General features: G+C 54.6%; 17 protein-coding genes and 1 tRNA gene. 2 read left to right on the top strand and 16 right to left on the bottom strand.

Annotation, left to right across the window (positions count from 1 at the left end):
• Nucleotides 1–338: 338 nt before the first annotated feature.
• Nucleotides 339–414: transfer RNA gene (locus tag DES53_RS25130), tRNA-Thr, on the top strand.
• Nucleotides 415–776: 362 nt separating this feature from the next.
• On the opposite strand, the gene DES53_RS25125 is transcribed toward DES53_RS25130, so the two are convergent.
• The 9 genes from DES53_RS25125 to DES53_RS25085 all read right to left on the bottom strand — a co-directional run bounded on the left by DES53_RS25125 (nucleotide 777) and on the right by DES53_RS25085 (nucleotide 11,678).
• Nucleotides 777–2,006 (bottom strand): MFS transporter, encoded by a 1,230-nt coding sequence (locus DES53_RS25125; protein WP_113961087.1) that lies wholly within the window; start codon nucleotides 2,004–2,006, stop codon nucleotides 777–779.
• Between the two features lie 178 nt (nucleotides 2,007–2,184).
• On the bottom strand, nucleotides 2,185–2,895 hold the full coding sequence (locus DES53_RS25120; protein WP_113961086.1) for a response regulator transcription factor: 711 nt from the start codon (nucleotides 2,893–2,895) through the stop codon (nucleotides 2,185–2,187).
• Between the two features lie 84 nt (nucleotides 2,896–2,979).
• The gene (locus DES53_RS25115; RefSeq protein WP_113961137.1) at nucleotides 2,980–3,945 is read right to left on the bottom strand and encodes a PstS family phosphate ABC transporter substrate-binding protein; all 966 of its coding nucleotides are present in this window, start codon (nucleotides 3,943–3,945) and stop codon (nucleotides 2,980–2,982) included.
• 83 nt (nucleotides 3,946–4,028) lie between these two features.
• Nucleotides 4,029–4,718 (bottom strand): phosphate signaling complex PhoU family protein, encoded by a 690-nt coding sequence (locus tag DES53_RS25110; RefSeq protein WP_113961085.1) that lies wholly within the window; start codon nucleotides 4,716–4,718, stop codon nucleotides 4,029–4,031.
• A 29-nt stretch (nucleotides 4,719–4,747) separates the two neighbouring features.
• Nucleotides 4,748–5,587 (bottom strand): phosphate ABC transporter ATP-binding protein PstB, encoded by an 840-nt coding sequence (pstB, locus tag DES53_RS25105; protein ID WP_113961084.1) that lies wholly within the window; start codon nucleotides 5,585–5,587, stop codon nucleotides 4,748–4,750.
• Between the two features lie 5 nt (nucleotides 5,588–5,592).
• Complete coding sequence (pstB, locus tag DES53_RS25100) at nucleotides 5,593–6,339, bottom strand: phosphate ABC transporter ATP-binding protein PstB (RefSeq protein ID WP_245958262.1); 747 nt, start codon at nucleotides 6,337–6,339, stop codon at nucleotides 5,593–5,595.
• 288 nt (nucleotides 6,340–6,627) lie between these two features.
• Nucleotides 6,628–8,211, bottom strand: a complete 1,584-nt coding sequence (pstA, locus tag DES53_RS25095; RefSeq protein WP_245958258.1) for a phosphate ABC transporter permease PstA — start codon at nucleotides 8,209–8,211, stop codon at nucleotides 6,628–6,630.
• A 119-nt stretch (nucleotides 8,212–8,330) separates the two neighbouring features.
• Entirely contained in the window at nucleotides 8,331–10,646 is a 2,316-nt protein-coding gene (locus DES53_RS25090; protein ID WP_113961081.1) for an ABC transporter permease subunit, read from the bottom strand.
• Between the two features lie 78 nt (nucleotides 10,647–10,724).
• On the bottom strand, nucleotides 10,725–11,678 hold the full coding sequence (locus DES53_RS25085) for a PstS family phosphate ABC transporter substrate-binding protein (protein WP_113961136.1): 954 nt from the start codon (nucleotides 11,676–11,678) through the stop codon (nucleotides 10,725–10,727).
• A gap of 237 nt (nucleotides 11,679–11,915) precedes the next feature.
• Between DES53_RS25085 and DES53_RS25080 the strand changes: the two genes are divergently transcribed.
• Nucleotides 11,916–13,100, top strand: coding sequence for a porin (locus DES53_RS25080; protein WP_113961080.1), 1,185 nt, complete (start codon nucleotides 11,916–11,918; stop codon nucleotides 13,098–13,100).
• A 101-nt stretch (nucleotides 13,101–13,201) separates the two neighbouring features.
• On the opposite strand, the gene DES53_RS25075 is transcribed toward DES53_RS25080, so the two are convergent.
• The 7 genes from DES53_RS25075 to DES53_RS25045 form a co-directional block, all read right to left on the bottom strand.
• Complete coding sequence (locus DES53_RS25075) at nucleotides 13,202–13,627, bottom strand: ArsR/SmtB family transcription factor (RefSeq protein ID WP_113961079.1); 426 nt, start codon at nucleotides 13,625–13,627, stop codon at nucleotides 13,202–13,204.
• 111 nt (nucleotides 13,628–13,738) lie between these two features.
• Complete coding sequence (locus DES53_RS25070) at nucleotides 13,739–14,182, bottom strand: arsenate reductase ArsC (RefSeq protein WP_113961078.1); 444 nt, start codon at nucleotides 14,180–14,182, stop codon at nucleotides 13,739–13,741.
• Nucleotides 14,179–15,279 carry an ACR3 family arsenite efflux transporter gene (arsB, locus tag DES53_RS25065; protein WP_113961077.1) on the bottom strand — a complete coding sequence of 367 codons (1,101 nt, stop codon included), beginning with the start codon at nucleotides 15,277–15,279 and terminating at the stop codon, nucleotides 14,179–14,181. Before arsB ends, DES53_RS25070 begins: the two co-directional genes overlap by 4 nt.
• A 22-nt stretch (nucleotides 15,280–15,301) precedes the next feature.
• A complete protein-coding gene (locus tag DES53_RS25060; RefSeq protein ID WP_211325678.1) occupies nucleotides 15,302–15,775 on the bottom strand; it encodes a DUF6428 family protein in 474 nt (157 codons plus the stop codon).
• On the bottom strand, nucleotides 15,772–16,179 hold the full coding sequence (locus DES53_RS25055; RefSeq protein ID WP_170157381.1) for an ArsR/SmtB family transcription factor: 408 nt from the start codon (nucleotides 16,177–16,179) through the stop codon (nucleotides 15,772–15,774). The genes DES53_RS25060 and DES53_RS25055 overlap by 4 nt, the downstream gene beginning before the upstream one ends.
• Nucleotides 16,180–16,251: 72 nt before the next feature.
• A complete protein-coding gene (gene arsJ / locus DES53_RS25050) occupies nucleotides 16,252–17,517 on the bottom strand; it encodes an organoarsenical effux MFS transporter ArsJ (RefSeq protein WP_113961075.1) in 1,266 nt (421 codons plus the stop codon).
• 9 nt (nucleotides 17,518–17,526) lie between these two features.
• Nucleotides 17,527–18,537: an ArsJ-associated glyceraldehyde-3-phosphate dehydrogenase gene (locus DES53_RS25045; protein WP_113961074.1), complete on the bottom strand. Its 1,011-nt coding sequence runs from the start codon at nucleotides 18,535–18,537 to the stop codon at nucleotides 17,527–17,529.
• Nucleotides 18,538–18,550 lie beyond the last annotated feature (13 nt).

The following is an 18,550-nucleotide window of genomic DNA, read 5'->3' as shown; positions in this document are numbered from 1 at the left end:
CAGAGCCTTTTGTTGATCTGTGAGGACGTATTGCGCGCTTTTGCAGTCTCCTCGTGCAGCGTATTCCGGAGATGGCAGCAAACAGGAGGTTGGGTCACTGTTGCGCCGCTTCGTCACTGAGAACGCGGTCGCCTTGAGCGACTCGTAAGACAACTTGCGGCTTTCTCCGGCACGGACAGTGAACGCCCGACGGAATGTACCAAATCAGGGCTGGCACGGAAGCTTTCTTCTGGACGGACGTTTGCTCATTTGCAATTGACCGAGTATAGAAACCAAGTATAGGAAGGTAAACCGGGTCGAATTTTTTACAGATGTGACCCGTTGAAAATAAGAGTCTTGCCAGTTTAGCTCAGTTGGTAGAGCAGCTGATTTGTAATCAGCAGGTCGTCGGTTCGAGTCCGACAACTGGCTCCATTCAGAATGAGCACGTTATGGCGTCCATGAGGGGAATATGGATCGCATGTGTTGGACACAATTTGGACACTTTTGACGTGCGATTAGTAGTCAATGGCGTTGTGCGAGGTGGCACAGCGTGGTCAACCGACCAGCGTTGACTGTCGCCTCAATTGTCCTTCAGACAGTCACCGGCACCACCGACTTCGAGTGCTACCTGCAGCCACAAATAGACTCGACCATTGGACCCATATTGCAAGGGTACAGGAACGGCTAGGGGACTTCTCGATTGCGGCTATGCGGCTTTATGATCGTCGCGGCAGCAAGGTCGTAGCTTCGCCAGGCTTCAACGTTACATACCAAAGGTGGCAGTCCGCATGCGTTCACTGGCGAACCGGGGAAACGAGTAGAAGCCCCCCGATACCTGCAAACAGAACGATGACTACGGTGCCCAAGACAACTTCGGTTTTGCCTGAATGCGTCCAGATACCTGCAAGCAGAACCGGCGCGGCCGCCTTCGAGAGAACGGCGGGAGCCGACAGCAGTCCATTCAGTTCGGCGTAGCGCGCCCGGCCGAAATATTCCGCGACCGCGGTCCCCTTCAGTATCGTCATCACGCCATTGCCGGCACCGTATAGGATGGCGTAGGTGGCTAGGGTCCAGCGGGAGTGTGGGAATGCAGCCAGGAGCAAGATTGCGGCAACGATCGCACCCATCGCCCAGAATCCTATGGTGCGCGAAGGTGAGTGACTTCCGAATCTTACCAGAAGTAATCTCCCGGTCACCTGCATGGGCCCGATGAGTGCGATGGCAAAAAGTAGTGCTCCCATGTCGACAGCTTCATGCTGGAACATCGGGATCAACAGGAAGGTCATTCCTGAGAATGCGGCCGTGTGAGCCGCAACCCAGATCGCAAGTCCGGCGAATGTTCTGTTGCCGGCTTCACTGTAGAGACTTCTTCCCCAACTCATGATTCGATGGTGAATGGAAGTTTTGAGAGATGGGGAGTTCTCGTGCCGAGAGGCAGGAAGTCCGAGTGCATGCAGCGGCACACCGAGAAGGATCTGTACGGAACCAAGCGCGAGCAGAGCCTTTTCCCACGTAAAGTTTGCGACTAGCCAAGCCCCGAGAGGGATGAAGACCGTGCTGGCAAGACCGGCAACAAGCGTGATGAGCGTAATGCCATTACGGTAGTGCGGTCCGAACTCTGTCGTGACGACCGCGAAGGCCGGTTCGTAAAGAAGGGCTGCCATTGACATACCAAGGGCGATCCAACTGAGCAAGTAGGCTGCCGGATGGATGCACGTTCCCATCAGCATGAGCGCAAGCCCTCCCACAAGTGAGCCGACGGACATAAGAAGGCGTCCACCATGGCGCTGTAGCCATGCGCCTGCCGGGATGGCACAGATCCCCCAGGTGAGGAGCCCCAGCGAAAGACCACCATTGATGAACTCGCGGGTCCAGCTGGTGGCAGCTTGCATCGGTCCAGCAACTACCGAGAAGAAGTAATAGAGAATGCCCCAGGAAAGGATCTGCCCGGCAGCAATTCGCCAAGCGAGTGCCCAAGGAGGACGGGCAGAAGCTGTGGCGTCTTGAAGCGTATCAGAATTCATCCAGTGGGTTGCTACTAACTACGCTTTAGCGTCTTGTTCGCGCCCGCATTTCTACAGAGCTTCCTGAAAATGAGTCAGCCTTGCCCACCCGGGCAAGGCTGCTCATAACACTCTTGCATGTACTTCACTGACTTCTTACGATTGCTGAGAGGCCCGACTAAAGTCCGCCCAGCAAAGATTACCGAACTTCCGCCACGAGCGCTTCAGGCTCTTTGAAAATGAAACCTATCCCTCGGACCGTTTGAACCCAGGCCGAATGTTCGCCAAGTTTTCCACGAGCGCGTCTTGCGTGCGTGTCGATGGTGCGGGTCACCGTTCTTGGGTCCAGACCCCACACCTCTTGCAAAATGATTCCGCGTTCTACCACTCTTCCACTTCTTGCTGCGAGTAAGTGAAGGAGTTTGAACTCGAGCAGCGGCAGATCTGTCACCTGGCCATCCAGGGTCAGCTTGGTTCCTATCACGTCAAATTGAAACGGTCCGATCTTGAGTTCCGGTACACGTCCAGTCGCTGAACTTCTCCGAAGCATGACCTGCACGCGGAGGATAAGCTCTTTGAGTATGAAAGGCTTACTGAGGTAATCGTCCGCTCCTGCTTCCAGGCCGATGATACGGTCCTCCACCTCCCCCTTGGCGGTGAGCATCATAATCGGAATCTGCTTTGTGTCTTCATCGCTGCGGAGCTCTTCGCAGACCTGCAAGCCATCCCTCCCCGGCATCATGATATCGAGCAGAACTGCATCTGGTCGGTGATAGCGAACCATGTGCAGGGTTTCGAGCCCGTTACGAGCTTCAACAGTCTCGAACCCGGATCTGCGAAGATTTGAGGCTACCAGTTGCCGGAGATCGTCGTTGTCATCCGCTACGAGGATTAGGTATGTACCGTCCATAACTTACGCAGTTCCAGGCCAGCAGCTTGAGATGCCCTGCCGACAATCAGTCCTGCTCCAAAAGACCCTGATGCATATCGTCTCTCACTTTGTCAGGGCGTTGAGACCAAGCTCGACGCCGGCTTTCCCTAAAGGGAAGAAGCCAGTCTCCGACACAATGTCCTGGCCGTCTTTGGAAAGTGCAAACTTGAGAAACTCAAAGGTAGCCGCATCCACCTGCTGACCCGGCTTCTTGTTCACGTAGATGAATAGATGGCGCGTGAGGGGGTAGTTGCCCAACATACAATTTTGCTGGGTGGGCTTCCATAGGTGGCCTTCCTTTTCTCCGAGAGGCAGGGCTTTGACTCCTGATGTCGTGTAGCCGATGCCGGAGTAGCCGATTCCGAAGAGGTCGCCAGCAACATGAGAGACCACTTCTTGCGAACCCGATTGCTGTTTAACGGTGCCTTTGAGCGTGCCCCTTAAGAGCGCGTGCTCGCTGAAGAAACCATGGGTACCTGAAATCGTGTTTCTTCCATAGACCACAATCTTCCTGCCTTGCCATTGGTGGGCTACACCCAGTTGGTCCCAGTTGGTGATGTTGGCGCCTCCCCGTTTGCGTTCGGTGGAAAAGATGCCATCGAGTTGCTTCAGGGTCAGCCCCTTGATGGGATTGTCCTTGTGGACGAACACAGCGAGCGCGTCAATTGCCACGGGAATGGCGACGGGCTTATAGCCGTGCTTTTTTTCGAAGGCTTCTGCCTCGCTCTTCCACATTTCGCGGCTCATCGGAGCGAATTGAGCATCGCCTTCGGTGAGAGCTGGAGGCGCTGTGGCGGAACCTTTGCCTTCCAAGTTAAACCGAATTCCAGGATGGAATTCGGTGAACTTCGCAGACCAAGCATGCATCAGCTTGTCCAGAGTGTCTGACCCAATGGATCTGAGGCTACCGGAGAGACTGACCGCTGGTTTGTAAGTAGGAAGTGAAGTGTCGACAACTGCAGGCGCAGCGGAAGCGCATTGAAATGCCGCAACCGCGAACAAAGCTGAAAAAGAGGAGGTGCTTTTCATGACCGTGCTGAGGGAATTCACCACACTAGAGAAGCTTCTGCATACGGATACCCGTATAGTGTGACAACTGCGTCACTTTGGATTTAGGCGTCTCCGCTGGTCTTTAGAGCAGCATCCGGATGCATGGCAAAGTGAGTGTCCAGGCCAATTCCCCGCCCGATGCTTGCAAGCTGTTCGAGATGCTTTGCGATGTGAATGAGATCAATGCACGACGACACTCCCTGGTCCAGTTCGTACGAGATCCTGTTGGTTACGAACTCGGAATAGGTGTGCGTCCGGGTGATTAGCGCTGTGTACGCTGACTCCATCCAGTTGAGTGACGGTGGATTCCGGTTAAGAAATGCGCACACGACATGCTCAAGAAATGTTCGTGTTTCAACGAGGATGATTTTGAGTGGCTCCATCTCAGGAATGCTCCGTGTGGCAAGCAGCTTTTTTGCCCGTCTTGCGATGCCAACGAGATTGTCGCCGACTCGCTCTAGATTACCACTGACCTTAATGGTCGCGATCACAATGCGGAGGTCAACGGCCACCGGTTGGAAGCGCATGATGAGACCGGTCGCCTCAACACTGATGCAGCGCTCAAAACCATCAACTTCTTCATCATCTGCGATGGTCATGTTGCACCTCTCTACATCCTTATCGAGAAGGCATGACTCAACATTGGTAAGTCCCTTGAGGACCAGTGAGAACATTTCGTCGATCTTCCTCCTCAAGGATTCAAGATCGTGATCGAAGCGGCTCAGGATGTGCGGCCCCGTATGCTCAGGCATCACGTGTCAGTAAGTTGGTTGAATTGCCTTCAGCTGAATCTTCCCATGATGTAGTCCCGGGTAAGTTTCTGCGCCGGGTTCTGGAATAGAGTCATGGTGTCGTCGAACTCAACGAGCTTGCCGACGTAAAAGAATGCGGTCCTGTCCGCACATCGTCTCGCCTGTTCCATATTGTGCGTGACCATCACGATAGTGAATTCCTCCTTCAGTTTTGTGATGAGATCCTCGACTTTGCTCGTCGCAATCGGATCAAGTGCACTGCATGGTTCGTCCATCAGGATGATCTCGGGACGGACAGCGATGGCCCTGGCAATGCAGAGCCTTTGCTGCTGACCTCCCGAAAGCCCGAAGGCGCTCGTCTGGAGACGGTCTTTTACCTCATCCCAGAGGGCAGCTCCGCGGAGGCTCGCTTCCACTGCCTCGTCCAGAATCTTTCGGTCCTTCACGCCCGCGATGCGGAGGCCGTAACTGACATTGCCGTAAATTGAGTCTGGGAAAGGGTTGGATTTTTGAAATACCATTCCGACGCGCTTCCTGAGATCGGTAACATCCTGGGTAGCCAGGTTAATATCTTCACCATCGATCTCTATTTTGCCGCTGGTAACCCTTGCTCCGGGCACCATGTCATTCATGCGGTTCAGGCACCTGAGGACTGTGGATTTGCCGCAGCCAGAGGGACCGATGAAGGCAGTCACCTGCTGGGGAGGGATGTCCAGATGGATATCCCAAAGCGCCTGCTTTGAGCCGTAGCAGAAATCCACATGCTCAAATCGGATCTTCGCCTCGGAAACCGCCTCAGGAGGTTGGGTTCCAGGCTGCAGGATTGGTTCAGGGAGCACCGGAATTGTGGATGGCAGTTGGGTTTCCATGTGGTTCAGCTGAAGCGTCCGGAAATGTAGGACTCAGTCTGTTGTTCCTTCGGTTCCGTGAAAATCTGTTTTGTCTCCCCGTGTTCTATGAGTCTTCCCATGAACATGAAGGCCGTGCGGTCCGAACACCGGCTGGCTTGCTGCATGTTGTGGGTGACGATGGCGATGGTGAATTCCTTTTTGAGGTCCAGCATCAGTTCTTCGATTTTGAGCGTCGCGATGGGGTCAAGTGCGGCGCAAGGTTCATCCATGAGAAGAATCTGCGGCCGGTTGGCGATGGCACGTGCGATGCAAAGGCGTTGCTGCTGTCCGCCTGAGAGGCCGTATGCACTGTCGTGTAGCCTGTCCTTCACTTCATCCCAGAGGGCAGCGGACCGGAGGCTTCGTTCCACGACCTCATCAAGTTCGGATTTCTTGTTCCTGCCGGCTACTCGGAGACTGAACACAACATTCTCGTAGATTGTCTTGGGGAACGGATTGTATTTCTGGAAGACCATGCCGACGCGCTTTCGCAGGCTGATCACTTCCACGGTGGGATCGTAGAGACTAGTCCCGTCGATGCGAATGTCTCCTTCATGGCGAACCCCATCGATGAGGTCGTTGAGGCGGTTCAGATTACGAAGTAGCGTGGACTTCCCGCAACCACTGGGGCCAATGAATGCCGTAATCTGCCGCTCGGGGATGTCCAGGCAAACGTCAAAGATTGCCTGTTTTGCTCCATAGTAGAAATTGAAATGATCGACTTCGACCATTTTGGGATTGCTAAAGTCATCGACTAATGACGTCGCCGTAGGAGGCTCCGAATTTTGCACGACGCTTGTGTTGGAATTAGGGGAAGCCATGTTGTTTAGGATCCCTGCGTTTCTTCAGCCCGGCCGGGCCCCCCAGTGAAATGGGAAATCAGGATTGCTACCGAATCGATCACAATCATGGTCAGCAGGGCTACCCACTCAACCCATGCTTCGCCAAATCGCGAAGAAGCGTGTAGATCGTCTCCATTTTGGCCAACAGGCGACATGGCAGCGTTCAAGTTCAATTGTTCAGAAGGTGCTGGCTGCATACTTTTTGCGCAGTTTGGTGCGGATACGGATGGCCGCGACATTCATGACAACGACGAGCGTGATGAGCAAAAGCGTGGTGGCAAAAACCATGGGTTTGGCTGCTTCGGAATCCGGAGACTGGAATCCCAAGTCGTAGATGTGAAAGCCCAGATGCATGAACTTCCGCTCCGCATGAATGAATGGCGCGGTCAGATCAAGCGGTAGCGACGGCGCGAGTTTTACCACTCCGACCAGCATGAGGGGCGCTACCTCGCCTGCTCCTCTTGCCATGGAGAGGATGACGCCGGTTAGGATCCCAGGAAGCGCACTTGGAAGCACGACTCGCTGAATCATCTGCCACTTCGATGCACCACACGCGAGGCCGGCTTCGCGAACGCCCCGAGGCACGGCGACAAGCGCCTCTTCGGTTGCCACGATCACAACGGGAAGCGTAAGCAGCGCCAGAGTGAAAGATGCCCAAAGGATACCTCCAGTCCCGAATGTAGGGGTTGGCAGTGAACTGCTGAAGAAAAGCTGGTCAATTGATGCGCCGAGGAAGTAGACGAAGAAGCCGAGACCGAAGACACCGAAGACGATAGAAGGTACTCCGGCCAGATTGTTTACCGAGATGCGGACGCACTGCACGAGCATCCCTTGCTTGGCATATTCGCGCAGGTAGATCGCAGCGACAACACCAAGCGGGGTGACCAGGGCGCTCATTAGAATTGTCATCACGAAGGTTCCGAAGATCGCGGGAAAGATGCCGCCTTCCGTGTTTGCTTCGCGGGGCTCGCTCCAGATGAAGTCCCAGATTCCGTGAATGAACCAGCCGATTTTTCCGCCGAATCCCAATGCATTTGGACGGTAGTAACTGACGATATCACCTACATTCTGATTCTTCTCAGTTCCCTCTGGAGTCCTGTAGGTCAGAACATTCTCCTGCTGCTGTTTCCGGAGTGCTTGCGCCTCGGCGGCGAGCTTCTGATATTCGGATTGAAGTGCGGTTCGCTTCTGGGCGATGTGCCCAAGGCGTTCCTCTGTCCGGCTTGATTCCGCCTTTAGTTCCTTTTCCTCGAGATCAAGCTTGGCAAGCTGGGTGTTGATTTTACCGATCTTCCCCTTCTCAATCTTGGTGATTTCTTTTCTTCGCTTGTTCGCTTCCCCAACGAGGCGGTCAAGTTCTGCTAGGAGCCGAGCATCGTCATTTGGAACAACCGTTCCGTCGCTGAGTTTGAGCGATACGGCTCGGAAGATCGCGTCGCCATATTCCATTCGCTCAGCGATGATGAGGTCCGCAGGCTTGGTCTGTTCGCTGATGTTCTGGACATCGAGGTAGCGGAAGCCATTACCGGTAACATCTTTGTTTCCGGTGAAAAGGAGCCATTCTTCTACCTCCTTTCCGCCTTTGCCGACATCTTTGCGGTGCTGCACTTTCCGGATCTCACCGGCAGTGGTTTCCGTCTTTCCCTCTGAGGTACGGAGGGTGACCTGCACAACTTCGCGTGGCCAGAATACGACAAGTCCTTGTATCAAGATGAGCAGAAGCAGTCCTGTCACCATCAGGATGCCGAGGGCCAGGCCCAAAGCTGAGAGCCAGACCTTCGATTCGCCAAGCTGGGAGTTGGAGATTCTCGCTCCGGGAACGCCGTAGCGTGATTTTGCGATATCGTGCATTTGCAGGGAGATTTGGAGTAAGTAGCGCCTCAAACTATCTTGAACCTCTCGCGAAGGCGGAAGCGCATCACTTCGGCCACGGTATTAAGGGCGAAGGTCATTATGAAGAGCGCCATGGCGCCAAGGAACAGCGTGCGGTAGTGAGTGGAATGGACAGGCGCTTCGGGGAGCTCAACGGCAATATTTGCCGAAAGCGTGCGCATGCCGGAGAAGATGTTGAGGTCCATGATGGGAGTGTTCCCTGTTGCCATCACGACGATCATGGTTTCACCAACAGCGCGTCCGAAGCCGATCATTAGCGCAGAGAATATCCCGGCGGAAGCAACTGGGATGACGATGGAGCGCACCATCTGCCAGCGGGTTGCCCCAAGCGCGAGCGATGCCGCTTTAAGCTGGGGAGGGACATTGCTGAGAGCATCTTCAGTGATGGTGAAGATGATGGGGATCACTGCAAATCCCATCATGAATCCGACCACGAGCGAATTGCGTTGGTCAAACGGCGTTCCGGTAACCTGTGGCCACCACAGGCGGAAGTCGGCAACGCTTCCGCCTCCAGGTTGATGCACCACAAAGGCCCAGCTTTCCACCCAGGGACCGAGAGTCCATGCTGCAGCAATGATGAGGAGGATGGGAAGCACCAGAAGCCAGTATTCACTCCCTGCTGGAACTCTAGAGCGGAGGGTGACCGGCAATTTTGTAAATGCCCATCCAAGCGCCATTACGCCGAGGGGAAGAGCAATAAAGGTGAGGAGGAGCGACGGAACCTTGTCCTCGATGATTGGCGCAAGCCAAAGTCCTGCGAGAAAGCCGAGCACTACGGAAGGAAGTGAAGCCATGATTTCCATGGCGGGCTTCACTACCGATTTCACCTCCTGGGGAAGAAAGTTGGCGCTGTAAACTGCGGCAAGCAGTGCGATGGGAACAGCGAAGAGCAGCGCGTAAAGAGTTCCCTTCAATGAGCCAACAATTAGAGGAACCAATGACAGCTTCGGTTCGAAGTCATCAGTTCCGCTGGTGGATTGCCATGTGTATTCGGGCTTGTCTGCGCCTTCATACCAGATCTTCCCGAAAAACGCTCTCCAGCCTGATTCGGGATGGGGGTCGTGGTAGCCATAGCGGTGGAGGTTTCCTGAGGTATCGAGAAAGAGGAGATGCTCTCCTTTGCCGTCGATCACTGCGCGGGCGAGTGTGAAAGGGAGCTCCTTCTCCCAGCGAACCGTGCCCGACGTGCTGTGTCGCACGGAAACATTCTTCCCCTGCGCCACCATGAAGGTTTTGTTGCGCTGGCTGCTGGCAAATAGTTCGGCAGCGCCGTTCAGCTCTGGCATTTCTTTGATCTTGCCATAGAGCCTGACATGGAGTGACTGGCCGTCCTTTTCCGTGATCTGATTGTAGAGACTCCAGACCTGCTGGTGCCCATCCATGCTTGTGGCTACAATAGAAACGTCACCGAAGACGTAGCCCATGCTGCTGATGCGCGTGTCTTTAAGGTCGGAGAACGGCTGAAACTCCTGCCTCAGTTCCATCTTTGTCCCGTTCGTGAAGAAGAAATAGTAGAGTCGGCCCTGATCGTCACTCACGAGGAGGTTATCACCCACAGCGGACGCCAGAATCAGCGTTGGTTTCGATTTGAGGTGTGGAGTGAGGTCAAACCTGCCCACCACTGTAGGCTTGCCTGCGCCCATCAAGCCGCGCTTTTCTGCAATGCATTGGGCATGTACTTGCGGTGTGCCGTCGACATTCTGTATTGCCGCCATAATTTTTGCAGCGCCGCCATCTCCGAATGACACCGCGCTGAGGGGCTTGCCTGCAATGCCTATTGGATGGAATTCGTCCATTTTGAGGTTTGCGCTGACACTGGACTTTTCCCCGGCAACTGATGCTAGTTTACTGGCGTACTGAACTTTGAATGAGCCAATGCGGCCATCCTTGGTCCCAACAGTTACGCGGTTTGATTTGTTGTCGAGGGTCCAACAGATTGGTTTCGCACCCTCGGGAAAAACTGGAAGCTGTTCCTCTACTTTGCTGTCTTCTGTGGAGAGGTCGGCAAAGCGCACAGCATTGCCGTCGTAGAAGAATGGCTTCTGCGCCCACTCATCCACGCCAAGCACACCCTGCCCTACGATCCCAAGGGAAAATGACTTGTCCTCATGTGCCTTGGCCCCACCGAAGAGGGGAAGAATCTCCATCAGAATGAATACGAAGATCCCAAACACGGCAACGATGATGCCGAGTCCACCAAACTGGATGGCACGCGTCATCAGGCGGTCCAATAGGATGGTGCCTTTCGACGCAAGGAACCGCGCTGGCACGGGGCGCGGTTGGGTGGGTTGGCGGTCTGGCATGTTCGAAGCCTGAGGCTGGAAGGGCGAGCCCGTTATCGCGGGCTCACCCCATCTTAGGGTTTGGCGCTTTGGAAGTGGTTACTTGACCTGTTCCAAGACTTCCTTCGAGACTTCCGGAGGGATTGGGAAGTAGCCATCCTTCACGACCACTTCCTGTCCGGCCTTCGACACAATGAATTTGATGAATTCGCTGGTCAGCTTGTCAGGGGAAGTGCCGGGCTTCACGTTGATATAGATATAGAGGAAGCGGGCAAGCGGGAAGCTGCCATCGAGGCAGTTCTCGTAGGTGGCTTCAGCATATTGTCCCTCTTCTTTGCCAAGCGGCACAGCACGGACCCCGGAAGTGATGTAGCCAATGCCGGAATAGCCAATGCCGAACTGGTCACCAGAAATTCCTTGGACCACCGCGGATGAACCAGGCTGTTCTTTCACTGTGCTCTTGAAGTCGCCTTTGGCGAGGGCATGCTCCTTGAAGAAGCCATAGGTGCCCGATGCGCTGTTGCGGCCATAGAGGCTAAGTGCCCGGCCCGACCAGTCCTTGAGGCCAACCTTGTCCCAGGTCGTGATGTCTTGGCCGCCAGCCTTCCGGGTGGAGGAAAAGATGCTGTCGACCTGCTGCATGGTGAGGCCCTTGATAGGGTTGTCCTTGTGAACGAACACAGCCAAGGCGTCGACCGCGACCTTGATTTCGACTGGCTTGTAACCGTACTTCTTCTCGAAGGCATCCAGTTCTTCGCTTTTCATGGGGCGGCTCATGGGGCCGATCTGGGCCGTACCTTCGATGAGCGCGGGAGGAGCGGTTGCAGAACCTTTACCCTCAATCTGGATGTTCACATTCGGATAGAGGGCCTTGAAGCCTTCTGCCCACAATGTCATCAGGTTGTTGAGTGTATCGGATCCAATGGAGTTGAGGTTGCCGGTAACGCCGGAGACCTGCTTGTACTCGCCGATCGCCGGGTCGACTTTTGGCTTCTCAGCGCTGGCCACACCGCAAAGAGCGGCAAGGGCTAGGGTGACAGGAAGGATCTTCATGTTTGTGTGGATTGTTGGCTTTGTGTTTGTTCGGCCCACCAGAACGTCGTCAGCAGGCTTCAGATCCACCATGCGAGAAGCCGTATATACGGCTACCCATATAATGTCACAAATCTGTCACTAAACACGCTTAGACGTATACATGCATGTTGCTAGCCTCGGCACACCCTATGGAGCCGGAGAAGATTCTACCGGGAAAACTCGATGGGCGCTTCAAACACATCAACCGCCTAAAATATGAAACATGCACTCCCGCTGATTTTGCTGGTGGGTGGGCTTTCATCCAGCCTCGTCGCAGGTGAAACCCCGTCAGTATCAGGCAAATCCATCACAACAACGGCCACTCCAGAGAAAGAAAAGAGCATCTTCGACAAGATCTGGGGACTCGCCGTCATCTACAAGGACAAGGAGAACCCGGTCCTTCAGGAATTGGCCATCGTGGGTCGTCAGCAGAATGACTACTACTATTTCGATGCCGACCAGGGAAACGACGACGACTGGATCAACCGCCGCTCACGTATTGGCCTCAAAGCCAAAATGTTTGAGACGCTCACCATTCACGGTGAAGTGGACCTCGACCTGCAGGATCATGACCCGGTCTACAACAAGCTGACCGATGCCTATATCAAGTGGTCACCCTCCAAGGAGTTCAATCTTACGGTTGGCAAGCACGGAGCAAAATTCACGCTCGACGGCTCGACCTCCTCGACGCAGCTCATCACGATTGACCGCAGCAACATCGCCAACAACTTCTGGTTCCCGGAGGAATATATGCCGGGTGTCAGTATCAGCGGTGAAGTCGGCAAGTGGATTTACAACATCGGCTACTTCAGCTCAGGCCAAGCCAGCCCGGAATTTGGTGAGTTCAATGCCGGCAGCTTCGGCCTCGTCAGCATCGGTTACAATCTTGCTGAGACACTCGGGGTCGACAAGGCGGTGGTGCGTGCTGATTTCATCTATCAGGACGAAGATCCGGGGAACGCGAGGGGAACACCCTCGGCTTTCACCCGCAATCACGAAATGGTTGGCTCCCTCAATTTCCAGATGGAAGAAGGCCGTTTTGGCTTCGCCTCTGACCTTGTGGCTTCCAAAGGCTACCTCGGTCAGCCCGATCTCTTCGGTCTCCAAGTGATGCCGAGTGTCTATCTCAACGAATCGAAGACATTCCAGGGCGTGCTTCGCTACACCTACATCAACAGCGATGGCGACAACGGCATCCGTCTTGCCCGTTATGAAAATACGATCGTCTCGGGCCGTGGTGATGAGTACAACGAGATCTACGCGGGTCTGAACTACTACATCTACGGCCACAAGCTGAAGCTGCAGGGCGGCGTCCAGTACACTACCCTGGACGACTCGGCAGGTGACGGCGGCGAGTATGATGGCTGGGGTGTCACTGCCGGCCTGCGTATCAGCTGGTAATCAGCAGAAAGGTTTCCCGGCCGATATGGGGTATTGACTGGGAGGTATAAGCCAAAATGCGAGCGGCGCAGGGAGTACCTGCGCCGTTAGCATTTCTCGACTCAGGAGCACCCGCCTTTTGCGGGGACCTTGAACGGTTTGCCGTCCACGAATTTGGCAATCCATCCGACATCTGCCTTCATTCCCTTGAGTAGGGCGAGATCAGACTTGAAGACTTTCAGTTCATTTGTGCAATCCTGAAGGCACTTCAATTGCATCTGCATCAGGTCAGAGTGTCTGGCTTCAATCCGGTAGATACTCCAGTTCTGGTACCGCTGTGTCGTGACCATCCTGTGGCTCTTGAGGTAGGCCAGATGCCGTGAGATCTTGGCTTGTGGGGGCCCGATGATCTGCTCCAAATGGCAGACGCAAAGCGGGGAGGCCATCAGTAGGTTGAGGATCCTCAGACGACTCAAGTCGCAAAAGCACTCGTATACGTGGACCAGGTCCTGTTCAGTCAGGTTCTCGGAAGATTCAGCGCGCCTCATTTCTCGGGGTATCGGTAAGAATACCCTTCATGCGGGATCGGGCAGGCAAAAACTGGCGTTTTCGTCACATTTGCGTAAACGACTCAACTTCGGCACTTTAAGCTGGCGCGGCTAAACGTGAAGTGCAGATTCATCTCGTCTTCCGGCAGCATAGGCGCCAAAGACCTCAGTGATCTCATCTCGCACTTTCCTGAACACTTCCAGCTGTTGTTCCTCAGTGCCGGTGGCGTCGGCTGGATCGTCAAAAGGGAAATGATGGCGGTTGCACTGTCCGGGGAACATCGGACAGACTTGGTCGGCCTTGCCGCAGACCGTAATCACGGTCTCCACCGGCGAACCTAGGAATTCATCAAGATGCTTTGAATGCTGCTTCGAGATGTCGACGCCGGCTTCGGCCATCACGCGAATTGCCAGTGGATGCACATGGCCCGCGGGCTTTGAGCCAGCACTCGCCACGCGGAATTCTGAACCGAGCGCGGCTCGAAGGATGGCCTCTGCTATCTGCGACCTGCAGCTGTTTCCGGTACAGAGAATTAGAATGAGGGGTTTTGTCATGACACTACCTTTGAAATTGTTGGACGAAAGAACCTGGAGCGAAGCCAGAAAGCAACATGCACAAGGCCGATGAGCGCGGGAACCTCAATGAGCGGCCCGACGACAGCTGCAAAGGCTACACTTGATTCAAGACCGAACACGGCGATCGCAACTGCGATGGCCAGTTCAAAATTGTTACCGGCTGAGGTAAATGCGACGCTGGCCGTACGTGGATAGTCTGCGCCAAGCCTTGCGGACATTACAAAACTTACAATGAACATCACCACAAAATAGATGACGAGCGGGATGGCGATCCTGAGGACATCCATTGGCAGCCGAAGGATCGCATCGCCTTTGAAGGTGAACATCACGACAATGGTAAAGAGAAGGGCTACCAACGTCATCGGCGAAATACGGGGGATGAAGGTCTTCTCGTACCAATCCTCCCCCTTCCATCTCACGAGGAAAATTCTGCTTAGGGCACCAGCAGCGAACGGAATGCCAAGATAAATCATGACACTCCAGAAGATCTCGCTCATGGGCACCTGGACGACTACGCCTTTGAGACCCACATACTGCGGCAACACAGTGATGAAGAGCCACGCGTAGGCGCTGTAGAAGAGTATCTGGGCAATGCTGTTAAGAGCGACCAGACCGGCGGCATATTCGTTGCTGCCTTCAGCCAGTTCATTCCATACCAGTACCATCGCAATGCACCTGGCCAGTCCCACAAGAATCAGCCCGACCATGTAGTCAGGATGATCACGAAGCAGCGTGACTGCGAGGATCCACATGAGCACGGGCCCGATCACCCAGTTCTGGACAAGTGAGAGTCCGAGAATTTTGGGGTTCGCAAAGACCTTGGGAAGTTCCCTGTACCGTACCTTGGCAAGGGGCGGATACATCATGAGGATGAGGCCGATAGCAATGGGAAGATTGGTTGTCCCGATTGTAAGCGGCGCGAAAAGAGCTGCCGGGTCTTTGATCACGAAACTTCCAAGCAGGACGCCGAGCGCCATCGCAGCAAAGATCCAGACCGTCAGATAACGGTCCATGAAGGACATGTTTCGTGCTACACTTGCTTCCTGCGCAATGGCGGATGGCTGCTTCGGCGTCATTTGTGATTCTCCGGGGTTCGGTTCATGCGCAGCATCCGCTGCTCGGCGTGCAACAAGCTGCCTCCTCCTTCTTGGACTTGTCGGGTACGCCGCAAAGTTCCATCGCAAGGCACTGCGTATGCTTGGGCGCCAGAGTCAGCACTAGGGAGTCAGCGTGACTTTCAGACCCTTCAATGGTGTATTGCGAGATGACGTCTTTCTCATACTCGATCTCGACGGGAATAGTCTCGTCAGGAAGGAATGTTTTGGCCTTCTCAAGGATAGCGGCCGCCTTTTGCGCTTCGATGCGATGCTCAACATCTTCGCCTACCCAGATCTGAAGCTGGCAGGCAACTGACTCGCGGAATTTACCTCCGCAGTCAATGAAGGTTTTCTGAACGCGGCCCACCTCAGTTACGTGAAATGAAACCGGCACAGGATCGCCGTCGGGCAGCTTGAGGCGGAAATGTTTTCCGGCATTGTCGCGAAGGAGTGTCTTCAGTTCGTGTAGGTTCATGGCTTTCCTGCTTTCGTTGGTTTCTTAATGGGGATTTTACTGGCTAATTCTTCCGGTCTTGGGCAGCAGCTTGCCTCACGTTTGGCGAGGCGCTTTTCGGCATGTTTCGCGTCCGCCCGCATCACCGGTTCGGACTCTGGCGAAACGCCGAAGTAATTGGCAATCGAATTGAGAAGAGCTCGGTGCTTGCTCTGCACCCGGTAGTAGATCCACTTCTCGCGCCGCTCGCTGTCCAGCAGGTCGGCTTTTTTGATCACCTGGACGTGACTTGAGACGGATGACTGGGGCATCTTCATGATGTCCGCGATCTCGCACACGCAAAGTGCCTCACTCATAATGAGTTGCAGGATTCTCCAGCGTTTGTCGTCGGAGAGTGCGTGGTTGAATGCGATTAGGTCTTTCATGACGGACTTCATCATAACGTCTTTTTACATTACGTCAATGACCGTCATTGGATGCTGCCTTTTTTAAGGAAATTATCCTGCTTCAGCTACGGTCCCTTTCACGCCTCCCCGGGGAAGCCAGATCGACAACAGGCCGGCGCTGGCGACGAGAATAGCCGAGGCAATCAGGCACCAGATTAGTCCGCCGTTCACTGAGCGGGCGGCACCCAGCTGGTAAAGGAGGCCCGAGAGAATTGTCCCGCCAAGTCGACCGCAGGCGTTGGCCATGTAGTAAAGTCCTACATTCATTGCGACCTTGTCGCTATCGGTGTATGCCAGTATGAGGTAGGAGTGAACTGCGGAATTGAGGGCAAAAATGATGCCGAAAGCTATGAGCCCGCCGACAACGACAAATGTCGTGCTGAAATTCTGCCACAGAGCAGCTGCGATGATCGCGGGTAGAAATGCCAACACGAATGCAAGCAAAGTCGCGGTTCCGCCATCGGGCTGCGCGGACTTCTGCTGCCTCGGCTTTCCCACGATGGCTGGAGCCGACGCCTGTACAATCCCGTAACCAATCACCCACAGGGCCATGAAACCGCCAGACTGCCAAAACTTCCATCCGAGAACGGACGAGAGAAACACCGGCACCCCGACCACAAACCAGACATCGCGGGCACCGAAGAGGAACATCCTCGCCAGCGCAAGAATATTGACCTTCCGGTCTGGGGAGAAGATCTGACGGAACTTTACCTTTTTGTTGGAGACGCCAAGGCTGCCTTTCATGAGCAGTGCAGCCAATAGCATGGCTGCAGCGACGATTGAGGCGAGAGTCCAGATCGCAGGCTGAAAGCCAATGAAAGACAGCATGACCCCTCCCAGGAAGAATCCGACGCCTTTCAGGGCGTTCTTGCTCCCAGTGAGGATGGCGACCCATTTGTAAAGCCTCCCTTGGCTCTCACCGGCAACGAGCTTGACCGCACTTTTGCTGCTCATCTTCGTAAGGTCTTTGGCAATGCCAGAGAGAGCTTGCGACACCATGACGTACGCAACGGTGAGAGAGCTGGCCGGCATCAGGCCAAGCATGAGGAGCGCCGCCACCTGCGTGCCGAGTCCCATGAACAATGTGCTCTTGAGACCAAAGCGAGTTGCCAGAAATCCTCCGCAGAGGTTGGTGATGATGCCGAAGACCTCGTAGAACAGAAACAGCGAAGCGACCTGAAGAGCCGTGTAGCCAAGTTGGTAGAAGTAGAACAGCACCAGCATACGGATTGCGCCGTCTGCCAGTGTGTCCGCCCAATACGCTGCCGTGACTACAGCGTAGTTTCGCACATTGCTGTTGTCCGCGTTCTTCGTCATACCGAAGGCTTAGGAGAGTGACGATGCAACCTTGCGCGCCAGTTCCGCATAGCGGTTGGCGTAACCCCACTCATTGTCGTACCAGGCGAGGATTTTTACTTGGGTGCCGTTGGTCACCATGGTCGACAGCGCATCAATGATAGAAGAGCGTGGATCGTCTTTGTAATCAATCGACACCAGGGGCCGCGTTTCATAGCCGAGGATTCCTTTGAGAGGCCCATTTGCCGCTTGCTCGAGAAGTGAATTTACTTCAGCAACAGTGGTCTTGCGACTGACCTCAAAAACGCAATCCGTGAGCGATGCATTGGCGAGCGGAACGCGAACTGCCACACCGTCCAGTTTCCCAAGCAGTTCAGGGAAAATCATGCCGATAGCTGTCGCAGAACCAGTCGTCGTGGGAATGAGTGACATGCTGGAGGCACGTGCTCTCCTGAGGTCTTTGTGAGGCTTGTCGAGTATCGACTGGGTATTCGTGATGTCGTGCAGTGTCGTGATCATCCCGTGGCGAATCCCCAATCCTTCGTGGATCACTTTGACCACGGGGGCTAGGCAGTTGGTCGTGCAGGAAGCGGCAGTCAGCAGGTGATGCTCATCGGGCTCGTAAAGATGATCATTCACGCCCATCACGATGTTCAGTGCACCGGTGTTTACTGGAGCCGCGACGATGACCTTCTTCACGCCGGCCTTGAAGTAAGCTTCCAGCTGTTCTTGTTTGCGGAACTTTCCGCTGGCCTCAAGCACAATATCGATCCCGAGATCACCCCACGGCACTTCGGAAAAGTCTTTTTTGCTGGTGTGGCTGACCGTCTTGCCGTCGATGAAGACATTGTCGGCGTCGCCAGAACATTCGCGATCCCACCGGCCGTGAACGGAGTCAAAATAGAGCAGGTGTGCAGAAGTGGCTCCGTCGCCACCGATTTCATTGATGTGAGCAAACTCTACTTCAGGCCAGGCCCAGCCTGCGCGTAACGCGAGACGTCCCATTCTGCCGAAACCATTGATGCCGATGCGTGTTGCCATAGATGTTGTGTGA

It is taken from the genome of Roseimicrobium gellanilyticum, from assembly GCF_003315205.1.
Lineage (GTDB): Bacteria > Verrucomicrobiota > Verrucomicrobiia > Verrucomicrobiales > Verrucomicrobiaceae > Roseimicrobium > Roseimicrobium gellanilyticum.
The sequence above is the reverse complement of the archived record's forward strand: the minus strand, read 5'-3'. Positions and strand labels throughout refer to the sequence as shown.

What these genes read in the sequence shown, in the direction of transcription:
- DES53_RS25125 (WP_113961087.1), bottom strand. Translation starts at nt 2,006, where the DNA reads ATGAATTCTGATACGCTTCAAGACGCCACAGCTTCTGCCCGTCCTCCT.
- DES53_RS25120 (WP_113961086.1), bottom strand. Translation starts at nt 2,895, where the DNA reads ATGGACGGTACATACCTAATCCTCGTAGCGGATGACAACGACGATCTC.
- DES53_RS25115 (WP_113961137.1), bottom strand. Translation starts at nt 3,945, where the DNA reads ATGAAAAGCACCTCCTCTTTTTCAGCTTTGTTCGCGGTTGCGGCATTT.
- DES53_RS25110 (WP_113961085.1), bottom strand. Translation starts at nt 4,718, where the DNA reads ATGCCTGAGCATACGGGGCCGCACATCCTGAGCCGCTTCGATCACGAT.
- pstB (WP_113961084.1), bottom strand. Translation starts at nt 5,587, where the DNA reads ATGGAAACCCAACTGCCATCCACAATTCCGGTGCTCCCTGAACCAATC.
- pstB (WP_245958262.1), bottom strand. Translation starts at nt 6,339, where the DNA reads ATGGTCGAAGTCGATCATTTCAATTTCTACTATGGAGCAAAACAGGCA.
- DES53_RS25090 (WP_113961081.1), bottom strand. Translation starts at nt 10,646, where the DNA reads ATGCCAGACCGCCAACCCACCCAACCGCGCCCCGTGCCAGCGCGGTTC.
- DES53_RS25085 (WP_113961136.1), bottom strand. Translation starts at nt 11,678, where the DNA reads ATGAAGATCCTTCCTGTCACCCTAGCCCTTGCCGCTCTTTGCGGTGTG.
- DES53_RS25080 (WP_113961080.1), top strand. Translation starts at nt 11,916, where the DNA reads ATGAAACATGCACTCCCGCTGATTTTGCTGGTGGGTGGGCTTTCATCC.
- DES53_RS25075 (WP_113961079.1), bottom strand. Translation starts at nt 13,627, where the DNA reads ATGAGGCGCGCTGAATCTTCCGAGAACCTGACTGAACAGGACCTGGTC.
- DES53_RS25070 (WP_113961078.1), bottom strand. Translation starts at nt 14,182, where the DNA reads ATGACAAAACCCCTCATTCTAATTCTCTGTACCGGAAACAGCTGCAGG.
- arsB (WP_113961077.1), bottom strand. Translation starts at nt 15,279, where the DNA reads ATGACGCCGAAGCAGCCATCCGCCATTGCGCAGGAAGCAAGTGTAGCA.
- DES53_RS25060 (WP_211325678.1), bottom strand. Translation starts at nt 15,775, where the DNA reads ATGAACCTACACGAACTGAAGACACTCCTTCGCGACAATGCCGGAAAA.
- DES53_RS25055 (WP_170157381.1), bottom strand. Translation starts at nt 16,179, where the DNA reads ATGAAAGACCTAATCGCATTCAACCACGCACTCTCCGACGACAAACGC.
- arsJ (WP_113961075.1), bottom strand. Translation starts at nt 17,517, where the DNA reads ATGACGAAGAACGCGGACAACAGCAATGTGCGAAACTACGCTGTAGTC.
- DES53_RS25045 (WP_113961074.1), bottom strand. Translation starts at nt 18,537, where the DNA reads ATGGCAACACGCATCGGCATCAATGGTTTCGGCAGAATGGGACGTCTC.